Annotated in this window: 12 protein-coding genes; 10 read left to right on the top strand and 2 right to left on the bottom strand. The window is 60.1% G+C overall.

From position 1 onward, the window contains the following. Nucleotide 1: 1 nt before the first annotated feature. The 6 genes from gcl (at nucleotide 2) to ABI660_RS10095 (ending at nucleotide 6,241) form a co-directional block, all read left to right on the top strand. The gene (gene gcl / locus ABI660_RS10120) at nucleotides 2-1,798 is read left to right on the top strand and encodes a glyoxylate carboligase (protein ID WP_348067554.1); all 1,797 of its coding nucleotides are present in this window, start codon (nucleotides 2-4) and stop codon (nucleotides 1,796-1,798) included. Nucleotides 1,799-1,836: 38 nt separating this feature from the next. After that, a complete protein-coding gene (gene hyi / locus ABI660_RS10115) occupies nucleotides 1,837-2,616 on the top strand; it encodes a hydroxypyruvate isomerase (protein ID WP_348067500.1) in 780 nt (259 codons plus the stop codon). Between the two features lie 193 nt (nucleotides 2,617-2,809). Then, nucleotides 2,810-3,742, top strand: a complete 933-nt coding sequence (locus ABI660_RS10110; protein WP_348067498.1) for a 2-hydroxy-3-oxopropionate reductase — start codon at nucleotides 2,810-2,812, stop codon at nucleotides 3,740-3,742. Between the two features lie 310 nt (nucleotides 3,743-4,052). Next, a complete protein-coding gene (locus ABI660_RS10105) occupies nucleotides 4,053-4,433 on the top strand; it encodes a hypothetical protein (RefSeq protein ID WP_348067496.1) in 381 nt (126 codons plus the stop codon). 8 nt (nucleotides 4,434-4,441) lie between these two features. Further along, nucleotides 4,442-5,209, top strand: coding sequence for a fumarylacetoacetate hydrolase family protein (locus ABI660_RS10100; protein WP_348067494.1), 768 nt, complete (start codon nucleotides 4,442-4,444; stop codon nucleotides 5,207-5,209). Between the two features lie 21 nt (nucleotides 5,210-5,230). Beyond that, complete coding sequence (locus ABI660_RS10095) at nucleotides 5,231-6,241, top strand: 2-dehydropantoate 2-reductase (RefSeq protein ID WP_348067492.1); 1,011 nt, start codon at nucleotides 5,231-5,233, stop codon at nucleotides 6,239-6,241. 68 nt (nucleotides 6,242-6,309) lie between these two features. On the opposite strand, the gene ABI660_RS10090 is transcribed toward ABI660_RS10095, so the two are convergent. After that, the gene (locus ABI660_RS10090; RefSeq protein WP_348067490.1) at nucleotides 6,310-7,200 is read right to left on the bottom strand and encodes a hypothetical protein; all 891 of its coding nucleotides are present in this window, start codon (nucleotides 7,198-7,200) and stop codon (nucleotides 6,310-6,312) included. 309 nt (nucleotides 7,201-7,509) lie between these two features. Between ABI660_RS10090 and ABI660_RS10085 the strand changes: the two genes are divergently transcribed. From ABI660_RS10085 to ABI660_RS10070, 4 genes are all read left to right on the top strand, one after another. Next, on the top strand, nucleotides 7,510-8,532 hold the full coding sequence (locus ABI660_RS10085; protein WP_348067488.1) for a tripartite tricarboxylate transporter substrate-binding protein: 1,023 nt from the start codon (nucleotides 7,510-7,512) through the stop codon (nucleotides 8,530-8,532). A 124-nt stretch (nucleotides 8,533-8,656) separates the two neighbouring features. Further along, complete coding sequence (locus ABI660_RS10080; protein WP_348067486.1) at nucleotides 8,657-9,178, top strand: tripartite tricarboxylate transporter TctB family protein; 522 nt, start codon at nucleotides 8,657-8,659, stop codon at nucleotides 9,176-9,178. Nucleotides 9,179-9,236: 58 nt separating this feature from the next. Further along, nucleotides 9,237-10,766, top strand: a complete 1,530-nt coding sequence (locus tag ABI660_RS10075) for a tripartite tricarboxylate transporter permease (protein ID WP_348067484.1) — start codon at nucleotides 9,237-9,239, stop codon at nucleotides 10,764-10,766. Between the two features lie 15 nt (nucleotides 10,767-10,781). Next, nucleotides 10,782-11,615, top strand: a complete 834-nt coding sequence (locus ABI660_RS10070) for a cytidylate kinase family protein (RefSeq protein ID WP_348067481.1) — start codon at nucleotides 10,782-10,784, stop codon at nucleotides 11,613-11,615. Nucleotides 11,616-11,652: 37 nt separating this feature from the next. Here the strand turns inward: ABI660_RS10070 and ABI660_RS10065 are convergent, their stop codons facing one another. Next, nucleotides 11,653-12,261, bottom strand: a complete 609-nt coding sequence (locus ABI660_RS10065; RefSeq protein WP_348067479.1) for a Crp/Fnr family transcriptional regulator — start codon at nucleotides 12,259-12,261, stop codon at nucleotides 11,653-11,655. Between the last annotated feature and the right edge of the window lie 117 nt (nucleotides 12,262-12,378).

The following is a 12,378-nucleotide window of genomic DNA, read 5'->3' as shown; positions in this document are numbered from 1 at the left end:
GATGGCAAAAATGAAGGCCGCCATGGCCGCCGTTCTGGTGATGGAAAAAGAAGGCATCACACAAGCTTTTGGTGTGCCCGGCGCGGCCATCAACCCGTTTTATTCCGCACTGCGTGAGCGCCAGTCGATCACGCACATCCTGGCCCGGCATGTCGAGGCCGCGTCGCACATGGCCGAAGGCTACACGCGCGCCAAGGCCGGAAACATCGGTGTGTGCATAGGCACCAGCGGCCCGGCCGGCACCGACATGATCACCGGGCTGTACTCGGCGATTGCCGACAGCATCCCCATCTTGTGCATCACCGGCCAGGCGCCCCGCGCGCGGCTGTACAAGGAAGATTTCCAGGCGGTAGACATCGAGTCCATCTCCAAACCGGTCACCAAGTGGAGTGTGACCGTGCGCGAACCGGCTCTGGTCCCGCGCTCCTTCCAACAGGCGTTTCATCTGATGCGCTCGGGACGGCCCGGCCCGGTGCTGATCGACCTGCCTTTTGACGTGCAGATGGCCGAAATTGAATTCGACATTGACACCTACGAGCCGCTGCCCGTGTACAAGCCCGCCGCCAGCCGCAAGCAGATTGAGAAAGCGCTCGACATGCTTGCCGCTTCCAGCAAACCCCTGATCGTCGCCGGCGGCGGCATCATCAATGCCGAAGCTTCCGCCTTGCTGGTTGAGTTTGCAGAGCTGACAGGCGTTCCGGTGATCCCCACGCTGATGGGCTGGGGCACCATTCCCGACGACCACCCCCTGATGGCCGGCATGTGCGGGCTGCAAACCAGCCACCGCTACGGCAACGCCACCATGCTGGCCAGTGATTTCGTCATCGGCATTGGCAACCGCTGGGCCAACCGCCATACCGGCTCGCCCGAGGTGTACTGCAAGGGCCGCACCTTTGTGCACGTCGACATCGAGCCGACACAGATTGGCCGGGTCTTCAACCCCGACTTTGGCATTGTCAGCGACGCCAGGGCCGCGCTGGAACTGCTGGTGCAGGTTGCCCGCGAACGCAAGGCGGCCAAGGGGCTGCCCGACTATGGCAACTGGGCCGCCCGCTGCGCCGAGCGCAAGAAGCTCATGCACCGCAAGTCCCACTTCACCGAGACACCCATCAAGCCGATGCGCGTGTACGAGGAAATGAACAAGGTGTTCCCGCGCGACACCATTTACGTGACAACGATTGGCCTGAGCCAGATTGCCGGCGCGCAGTTCCTCAATGTGTACGGACCACGCCAGTGGATCAACTGCGGCCAGGCGGGTCCGCTGGGCTGGACCATCCCCGCGGCCCTGGGTGTGGTGGCGGCTGACCCGACACGTACCGTTGTCGGGCTGTCGGGCGACTATGACTTCCAGTTCCTGATGGAGGAACTGGCTGTGGGCGCGCAGTTCAACCTGCCTTATGTGCAGGTGCTGGTCAACAACAGCTACCTGGGCCTGATCCGCCAGGCCCAGCGCGGTTTTGAGATGGACTACTGCGTGCAGCTGGCTTTCGAGAACCAGAACGTACCGGCAGGCGAAGGCGACTTGCGCAGCTACGGCGTGGACCACCAGGCTGTGGTGCAGGGCCTGGGTTGCAAGTCCTTGCGCGTGACCGACCCTGAAAAAATCAATGATGCCATGGTCGAAGCACAGGTAATGGCGCGCAAATACCGGGTGCCGGTGGTTGTGGAAGTCATCCTCGAAAAGGTCACCAACATCGCCATGGGCACAGAGATCGACAAAGTCAACGAGTTTGAAGACATTGATTGCCGCCACCCCAAGGGCCGTGAAGGCCTGGAGTTGGCCGGCCTGCTTGAGTAATAAGGACTGACGTCCAACCATCCACCAGCACACAAGCCATGCCCAAATTTTCCGCCAACCTCAGCATGCTTTTTACCGAGCACGCATTCCTCGACCGCTTTGAACCGGCTGCGAAAGCCGGCTTCAAGGCCGTGGAATTCCTCTTTCCTTATGCCTTCAGCGCCGCCGACATCAAGGCCAGGCTTGACAAGCATGGCTTGCAGCTGGTGCTGCACAACCTGCCCGCGGGCGACTGGGAAGCTGGCGAACGCGGCATCGCCTGCCACCCGGACCGCGTGGAGGAATTTCGCTCCGGCGTGGCCAGCGCCATCACCTACGCCGGGGCCTTGGGCGTCAAGCAGCTCAACTGCCTGGCAGGCAAGGCGCCTGCAGGCGTGAGCGACGCGGCGCTCAGGCAAACCTTTGTCGCCAACCTGCGGCATGCCGCCACCGAGCTCAAAAAAGCCGGGCTCAATTTGCTGATTGAACCGATCAACACTTTCGACATTCCCGGCTTTTACCTGAACCGCACAACGCAGGCGCTGGACATTCTGGACGAGGTGGGCGCCGACAACGCCTTTGTCCAGTACGACATCTACCATGCGCAGCGCATGGAGGGTGAACTGGCCGGAACACTGCACACCTGTTTGCCGCGCATTGGCCACATCCAGCTGGCGGACAACCCCGGGCGCCATGAGCCGGGCACCGGCGAGATCAACTATGCATTTTTGTTCGCGCACCTGGACCGCATCGGGTATGGCGGCTGGATTGGCTGCGAATACAAACCGGCGGGCACCAGCGAGGCCGGACTGGGTTGGCGCCAGCGCCTAGTAGGCTGAATCAGCGAAGTCGCTGGCAAGCGGCGGCCCAGCGGTGTGCCAGGCAAAGCGCAAGGCACAGGCGGGCCCGCAGGCCCGGCGCGCATTTGCAACGCCGCATGGCGCGGCGAGGGGCGGTCGAGTGACAGTGAATTTCATTGATTCGGCCTACTAGCTCTCTGACCACTCCACTTTTACAAGGACAAGCTTCACCATGACTTCAACCACTCTGAAAATCGGCTTCATTGGCCTGGGCATCATGGGTACGCCCATGGCCGGCCATCTCATCCAGGCCGGACACCAGCTGTTTGTCTACTCCCTTGGAAAAATGCCCGCAATGATTACCGGCAGCAGTGCGACCCAGTGCTTGAATGCCCGCGGCGTCGCCGAGCGCGCCGACATCATCTTCGTCATGGTGCCCGACACACCTGATGTCGACGCCGCGCTATTCGGCGAAACAGGCGTGGCCGCCGGGCTCAAGCGACCCTCCGGCGAGGCGACCGCGAGCATGCGCAAGGTAGTCATCGACATGAGCTCGATCTCGCCGATCGCCAGCAAGACCTTTGCACAGAAAATCAACGCGTTGGGTTGCGACTACCTCGACGCCCCGGTTTCTGGCGGCGAAGTCGGTGCAAAAAATGCAACGCTGTCCATCATGGTCGGCGGTCCGGAAGCTGTGTTTGAACGCATCCGCCCGCTGTTCGAGCTGATGGGCAAGAACATCACGCTGGTCGGCGGCAACGGCGACGGCCAGACCGCCAAAGTCGCAAACCAGATCATCGTGGCACTCACCATCGAAGCGGTGGCAGAAGCCTTGCTGTTCGCCGCCCGTGCCGGCGCCGATCCCGCGCGCGTGCGCCAGGCTTTGATGGGTGGGTTCGCATCGTCAAAGATTCTCGAAGTGCATGGCGAGCGCATGGTCAAGCGCAACTTTGACCCGGGCTTTCGCATCGAACTGCACCAGAAGGACCTGAACCTGGCACTTTCGAGTGCACGTCTGCTGGGTGTTTCGCTGCCCAATACGGCCACCGCGCAGGAGCTGTTCAATGCCTGCGTCGCGCACGGCGGCAAGGCCTGGGATCACTCGGCCATGGTGCGTGCACTGGAGAAACTGGCCAACTTCGAAATCGGCCAGCAGCCCGGATGATCTTCCGCCGCAAATCCACGCTATAGCGCGGGTGTCCCGCGCGGACACACCCGAACCCCCGGTAATTTCAAGCCGCCAGGCACGACCTAGCGCCGACGGCCGCGCAAACGGTTGAGCCCTTCTCGAAACCATCACCAGCTAATCCGTTATCCGCGGGGCTTTGTCAATACATTAGCTATTAGTAATCAATAGCATCAAATACTTTAACTATCATTAATCATTCATTGTTTCTACAGTTGCCTCAAGCCCGGTGCGAAACGACACGCCGGAATTGCCTCCACAGCGTCACCCCCATTCAAGGAGAACTCCCATGCTCAAAGCCCTGCTTGACAACACCGCCACCGACCGGTCCGACCAGGCCCGCCATGCCTATAACGCCGCGTTTGAAGAACTCGGCCTGACATGGCATTGGGATTCCGCCACCTACGCCCGCTTGCAGGCTGACGGCCGCGACGCTGTGCGCACCTACCTGGAGACCGAGCAGTCGCACCTGCTGCGCGCCTACGAAGCGGACTTCCTGGTCGAAGCCGTCGAAGCCGCCAGGGCCCGCTGCCATGCAAGCATGGCCAGCAACCGGGCAGGTAGGGTCCCTTGCGCCAGCTGGTCCGGCAGCGCGCCTTCGTCCGCCAGCCGGAGTACACAAAACAGTGTGCCTGCGCAACGGTACGCACCAGCGGCCCTTCAGACTTGATGGCCGGAATGTCCAAGCGCTGGATACGCTTCAAGGAAAGCAGCACCACTCGCTTCGGTACCCTGGAGGGCGCGCACGTGAGGGTTTTCGAGGGCAACATGTTCAGCGGCGCCATCCCCACAGACCGCGTGATGCCGCTGGCCGACGTCGAGCTGTTGATGCCGGTTCTGCCAACAAAAATCATCGCCCTGTGGAACAATTTTCATGCGCTGGGCGAGAAGCTCAAACTGCCTGTTCCAGCCGAGCCGCTGTACCTGATCAAGGCACCCAACTCCTACCTGGACCCGAACCGGACCATCCGCCAGCCCGCCTGCGGCGGCAAGGTAGTATTTGAAGGTGAGCTGGGCATCGTCATCGGCAAGACCTGCAAGCAGATTACCGAGCACCATGCATCGGAGTACGTATTCGGCTACACCTGTGCCAACGATGTGACGGTGGCCGACATCCTGAATCGGGATGCTTCGTTTGCGCAATGGGTGCGCGCCAAGGGTTTCGATACTTTCTGCCCTTTCGGGCCAGCGGTGGCCACGGGCCTTGACCCGGCACAGTTGGTGGTCAGAACCCTCCTGAATGGCGAAGTCCGACAGGACTATCCCATCAGCGACATGCGTTTTTCCGTGGCGCAGCTGGTCAGCCTGATTTCGCAGGACATGACTTTGTACGCGGGCGATATCATCCTTTGCGGAACGTCGGTCGGCGTGGGCTCCATGAAACCGGGAAGCGCCATCGAGGTGGAAATTGCCGGCATCGGCAAGCTCAGCAACCGGTTCGAATAACTTTTTTGTCGGGAGAATGGTGTGAAGATTGCGATCATTGGAGCCGGGGCCATCGGTGGCTATGTGGGCGTGAAACTGGCCCTGGCCGGCGAAGACGTCACGTTCATCGTGCGGGGTGCCAATCTGGACGCCATCCGGAAAAACGGCATGAAACTCGTCATGCATGATGGAGCCGAGCATGTTGCGGCCGGTGTCAAAGCCACTGATGACTATGCCGAGGCCGGCCCGCAGGACCTCGTGATCCTGGCGATGAAAGCGCACCAGGTGGAGGCGGTGGCCAAAGACCTGCCCCGGTTGCTCGGCCCCGAGACCGCCGTGGTCACCATGCAAAACGGCATCCCCTACTGGTACTTTCACAAGCACGGCGGACCGCTCGAAGGCAGCAGGGTGGAAAGCGTGGACCCGGGCGGCATGCTGTCGGAGATGATTCCACCGCGACGCGTGATCGGTTGCGTCGTCTATCCGGCTTCGGAGTTGCTGGCCCCAGGCGTGGTCCGGCATATCGAGGGCGACCGTTTTCCGCTGGGCGAACTCGATGGAGCCATCAGCGAACGTGTCACGCGCATCTCGGCGTGTTTTGGCAAGGCCGGCTTCAAGGCACCCGTACTGGACAACATCCGCGCGGAAATCTGGCTCAAGCTCTGGGGCAACCTCACCTTCAACCCCATCAGCGCGCTGGCCCATTCCACCCTGGTGGACATCTGCCAGTACCCGCTGTCACGCGAGTTGGCCGCCAGCATGATGGGTGAAGCGCAGGAAGTGGCGCACAAGCTGGGCATTCAGTTCCGCGTGACGCTGGACAAACGCATCGCCGGCGCAGAGAAAGTGGGCAAACACAAAACTTCCATGCTCCAGGACATCGAAGCCGGGCGTGCACCGGAGATTGATGCGCTGGTGGGGTCGGTGGTGGAACTCGGGCGGCTCACACAAACGCCGACGCCCCACATCGATACGGTCTACGCCCTGGTCAAGCTGCTTGCCAGGACCATCGAAGAAGAGCACGGCCAGGTGCGGCTCCAGCCCCTCGCCTGAGTTTCCTGGCGAATCAGCTCATTTCCGGAGAGGGCTTCGGTGAAAAGAAACGCGCGAACAGCGTGCCCTCAAGGCGCCAGCACTTTCCTCATTCCTTCGACAGCGGCGTCGGGAGGAACGGCGAACTCGTAAGTCTTGCCAAGATCCAGCGCCTTCAGCAACAGCGGATTGCTCGTCTTCAGGGAAATGAACTGACTCCCGACCTTTTTCACCGTATCTGCCGGAACACTGCTATGGACATAGATTCCATAACCCCAGCTGGGGTGGGTGGCGGGCACGATGAACAGCTGAGCCATGTGGATGCGCTCGTCAGTGCCATGGTGATTTTTCATGGTAGAGCCTTGCGCGGTTTGAAGCCGGGTGATCAACCCCACCCACTTGTCCGCCTGCCACTGAAAAGCTGCTTTGGTAGGCAGATAGCTCTGCCCCAGGCCTTGCTGAGGCATCACTTCGATCACGGTGCCACAGAGATTTTCGGCTTTTACAAGCGAGGTGGTCACACCGCTTTTCATGCCAAAACAACTGGTAGTCTTGAGTTTGGCGAGGACCTTGGCCTGTTGGTCGGGAGGCAACTTTTTCAGATCGACCGGCTTGTTGTCTTTCTCCGAACCTACGTCCGCGAGAATCAGCACTGCCGACTGGATCGGGTCCATGTTGATGGCCACCGGCCGGTAGCCGGAAGCCAGGCCGACAACCGGGTTGCCGTAGACCCAGCAAGGAGGCGCAGGCTTCTTGATGGCTGTCAGGACGTCCTGGGTTTCCCGGATGTTGAGGACAGGCGCCACCGACAGGCCGGTGGGTCGCACGAATTCGATCAGTTCCCTCAACGCGCTTTCAGTTTGAGATGATCCCTCGCCGCGAATCACCTGCGGATTGAGGTAAAGCCCGCCCTCGCACGTCTGAGCCTGAGCTGCGAAAACACAACACAATAAACTGGTGAACAATATTTGATGCTTCATGCTCTTCCACCTTTTCATTTAAAGACTGTGGTGCACTCAATCACATGCGGAGCCCAACTGAGTAAATTCATACTACTGCGGGTGTAACAATTTCCCCCAGGGAGTTACGCTATTCCGCCAGTATGGCCCGTGTACGGATCGGCCCCTCAGGAGAAACCCTAGGCAAGCTTTAAAAATCGGCAAACTTGACCACTGTCAAGAGCTTTTTGCCCCACTTGGTAAGACCATGCCCCTGTGATACTTTTCGACATGGAAACTGGAAAAACTTCCAACCCAGGACAGAGTTACTCAACAACAGGAGACAACGAAATGAAAGTCAGATTCACGAAGGTCAGGAATGAGTTGGCAGCAGTCGCGGCAGCAGCCGTTTCAGCAGCGGCGCTGATGGCTGCGCCGGCACACGCCGCTTGGGAGCCAACCAAGCCGGTCGAGTTTGTTGTTCCCGCCGGCACTGGCGGTGGTGCTGACCAGATGGCTCGCCTGATTCAGGGCATCGTCATCAAACACAAGCTGATGAAAGAGCCGCTGATTGTTGTCAATAAATCCGGTGGAGCCGGCGCCGAGGGTTTTCTCGAAGTCAAGGGCGCCAAAGGCGATCCGCACAAGATTGTCATTACGCTGTCCAACCTGTTCACCACGCCGCTGGCGACGGGCGTTCCGTTCAACTGGCGCGACATGACACCGGTTTCCATGATGGCGCTTGATCAGTTCGTGCTGTGGGTCAATGCAGAAAATCCCGCCAAAACCGCCAAGGAATACCTGGACGCCGTGAAGGCCGGTGGACCGAGCAAGACCAAGATGGGTGGCACCGGGTCCAAGCAGGAAGACCAGATCATCACTGTCGGCATTGAAAAAGCCACGGGCACCAAGTTCATTTACGTCCCGTTCAAGGGCGGTGGTGAAGTGGCTGTGCAGCTTGTCGGCAAGCATATTGACTCGTCGGTGAACAACCCGATCGAGGCTGTTGCCCAGTGGCGCGCCGGCCAGCTGCGCGCACTTTGCGTGTTTGATGACAAGCGCATGACCTACAAGACCAAGGTGACGGGAACCCAGTCATGGGCCGACATCCCGACCTGCAAGGAAGCCGGTGTGCCCACCGACTACACCATGCTGCGCGGCATTTTCATGGCGCCTGGTGTGTCCAAGGACCAGCTTGAGTTTTACGTGACCCTGCTCAAGAAAGTGCGCGATACGCCCGAGTGGAAAGACTACATGGAAAAAGGCGCATTCAACCAGACAACCATGTCAGGCGACGAGTTCGGAAAGTGGCTGGGCAGTGCCGAAAACATGCACCGCGAGCTGATGAAAGAAGCCGGCTTCATCGCGAAATAGAAAAGGGACGCCCCCGCGCGCGAGGGGCTTCCACCGCAGGGCCGGCCGTTTCCGGGGCTGGCTCTGCCACCCAATCACTGTTCGCCCAATCCAGGGCTATTCAATTATTCAGCAGGAGTTCCCGATGGAGCCAAACGATCTATCCGGTACCGGGCAACGCTCGGGCGTCGCCACCCACGTCATCGAAGCCATCGTTGCCTTTCTCATTGTGGTCCTGGGGGCCGTGGTCATCCAGGGCAGCTGGAAGCTGGGCTCGGGCTGGACCAGCGATGGCCCCGGTGCCGGCTACTTTCCGTTTTACATTGGTATCATCCTCTGCATTTCCGGCGTCGGCATCATGATTCCGGCCTTGTTCGGGAAAAAAAAGAACACCGAGGTTTTCGTCGACAGCGAACAGCTCAAGCGTGTCCTGTCCGTGCTGCTGCCCGCCCTTGTCTATGTGCTGGCCGTCCAGTTCATAGGCCTGTATGTGGCTTCGGCGCTTTACATCGCCTTGTTCATGATCATCCTGGGTAAATACTCCCGGGTCAAAAGCGTTGTCACAGCGTTGGCCGTGAATGTGCTGTTTTTCTTCATGTTCGAGGTCTGGTTCAAGGTACCCCTGTTCAAGGGTCAATTCGACCTTTTGAGTTTCCTGGGTTACTGAGCCCTGCCGCCCTCCACCCCGATACCAGACTATTGAACTTTACTGACCGGACATTTCCATGGACGAACTAAACTCGCTTTTTCACGGATTCAGCGTCATCCTGACGCCAATGAATATCCTGCTGATGTTCATAGGCATCATCCTTGGCGTGCTGATCGGCGTGCTGCCAGGACTGGGGGGTGCCAACGGCGTGGCCATCCTGCTGCCCCTGACCTTCACGATGACTCCGACCTCGGCCATCATCATGTTGTCGTGCATCTACTGGGGGGCGCTTTTTGGCGGCGCCATCACCTCGGTACTATTCAACATACCGGGTGAACCCTGGTCGGTTGCAACCACCTTTGACGGCTACCCGCTGGCCCAGCAAGGCCAGGCAGGGCAAGCGCTGACGGCAGCATTCACGTCATCGTTCATAGGCGCTTTTGTGGCGGTGGTGATGATCACCTTCATGGCCCCCCTGGTCGCCAAGTTCGCGCTGAAGTTCGGACCCCCCGAATTCTTTGCCGTTTACCTGCTGACTTTCTGCAGCTTCGTGGGCATGGGCAAAGGCTCCCCGTTCAAGATTCTGGCCTCTATGACCATTGGCTTCGCGCTGGCGGCCGTGGGCATGGACACCGTCACAGGGCAGTTGCGCCTGACCTTCGGTATTCCCGACCTGATGCGCGGCTTCGACTTCCTGATCGGCGTGATCGGGCTGTTCGGTATCGGCGAAATCCTGCTGTCCATGGAAGAGGGGCTGGCCTTCTCCGGCAAGACCGCCAAGATAAATCCCAAGGTGGTGCTTGAAACCTGGAAGAAACTGCCGCAGTACTGGGCAACGTCCGTCAGGAGCTCGCTGATCGGCATCTGGATGGGCATCACCCCCGGCGGTGCCACCCCGGCTTCGTTCATGAGCTACGGCGTGGCCAAGAAGATGTCCAAGAATGGCGCCCAGTTCGGAACCGGCCAGCTTGAGGGCGTGGTTGCGCCCGAAACCGCAGCCCACGCCGCCGGTACCAGCGCCCTGCTGCCCATGCTGGCCCTGGGCATTCCCGGGTCGCCAACAGCTGCCGTGCTGCTGGGTGGCCTGCTGATCTGGGGCCTGCAGCCCGGACCGCTGCTGTTCGTCGAGCAAAAAGACTTCGTCTGGGGACTGATCGCCAGCATGTACCTGGGCAACCTGGTCGGCCTGATCGTCGTGCTGACCACAGTGCCGCTGTTTGCCTCCATCCTGCGCATTCCGTTTTCCATCATCGCCCCGGTGATCGTGGTGATTTGCGCCATCGGCGCCTATACCGTCCACAACGCCATGCTGGACATCTGGTTCATGATGCTCTTCGGCGTGGTCGGTTACCTGTTCAAGAAACTGGACTACCCGCTGGCGCCGCTGGTGCTGGCCCTGGTGCTGGGCGACAAGGCAGAAGACTCCTTCCGCCAGGCCATGCTGGTTTCCCAGGGCGAAATGTCCATTCTGTGGTCCAACCCGCTGGTTGGCGGCATCAGCACACTGGCGCTCGTCCTGCTGTTCTGGCCGCTGGTGGCGCGTCTTCTGGCCAAGATCCGTCCGGCCAAGCGTGCGGAATTCGCAGCAGAACAGCCCGTTGACTAAAGCCAGGAGAGCGCCATGCCCGTCATTGCCATGACCCAGGAGATGGGGTCTCTTGCCAAAGATGTCTCCCTGCAACTTGCCCAGACAGCCCAATTGGCCATCATGCGCCATGAGGTCCTGGAGAATGTGGCGGGCAGGATGCATGTTCCCGGAAGCCTGATCAGCAGGCTCCGCGAAGGCAAGGCGGGCCTCGTCGAGCGCCTGACCACGGACAGGGAACGCGTCGCCGTGTATACGGCGCAGGAGGTTTTTTCCCTGGCCGACAAGGGCAATATCGTGTTGCGTGGCTGGGGGGCAACCTGCCTGCTGCGTCCGGTAAGGCATGTGTTGCGGGTACGGGTCACCCGCCCCTTCGGGCAACGCGTGGCATGGCTGATGGACCACCTCGGAACCGACGACGAGGCGTTTGCCGAAGCCGAGGTGCGGCGCAGCGACAGCGCCCATGCTTCCCGCATGCACGACCAATTCGGTGTGACCTGGGGTGACCCGCTTCTTTACGACCTGGTGTTGAACACCGATCGCGTCTCGGTCGAAAGCTGCGTGGAGCAAATCCGGCACCTGGCCAGCCGGCCGGAGTTCCAGGAAACGGCGGAGTCCCGCGCCATGCTGACCGACCTGGCGCTGAATGCGCGCATTCGTGCGGCGCTCAAAGACCATGAATCGACACGCGATATCAACATCAACATCGAATCAAAAAACGGCAAGGTCCTGCTCAGCGGAATTGTGATCAATTCGCACGAAAGCGCAGAAGCGGCCCGCGCTGCCAGCACCGTGGCCGGCACCATCAACGTTGACAATCAACTCCGCCTGATGGCCTCGACCCGCCGATTCGCGTCAGCCAAAACCTGACATGAGGGCTCCGCGCCGGCAGCAAAAACTGCGGCGCTCAGATCTTGCCGCGCTGCTTGAGCCGGCTCAGGGTTTCCGCGGAGAGGTTCAGGTAAGACGCCAGTTCCTTCTTCGGAATCCGGTCAAACAGCTCGGGGTGTTTACGCAGGAAACGCTTGACGCGCCCGGGTGCATCCAGCAAGTGCAGCGTGATGGTATGCGCCATGATTTCGCTCATCAGCCGCATGACGCTGTACTCGAAAGACTCCTTGAGCGCGCGGTGCCTTTCCAGGAAAGCCACCCACTCCGGCAAGGGCAGCTTGGCCACCCGGACCTTGGTGACGCAGACCGTGCTGTAAGGTGTGGGCGTGCCGAGGCGCCAGGCCGCGTAGCTGGTTTCCATGTCGCGCTCGTCGGCAAAGCGAAGAATCATCTCCTTGCCCTGCTCGTTGGTCACCACCCGCTTGAGGATGCCCTCCAGGATGAAATACTGTTCCATCTCGTGAACCCCCTGCTGAAGCAGGAAATCGCCTTTCTGGCCGTCCACAATGACCAGGTGGGTCTCGAGTTCCGCGCTCTGTTCCGCCGTCATCCCCTTCAAAACGAAGTTCTGCGCCAGCTGCACGCGAATGATGTTTCTCTCGGGATGATCTGGTATGGATAACATGGATGGGTCAGGGGTTGGGCGGCAGGCAAGTCGCACTTGTTCAGGCGGCCTAAATACAGCGAAAATTGACCGCGGTCAAGGGTGAAATCCGAAGCGATTCCTATGATAACCGGACGG

Source organism: Polaromonas sp. (assembly GCF_039930745.1).
Lineage (GTDB): Bacteria > Pseudomonadota > Gammaproteobacteria > Burkholderiales > Burkholderiaceae_C > Polaromonas.
Note: the sequence above shows the minus strand (reverse complement) of the source record. Positions and strands in the feature narration are given on the sequence as shown.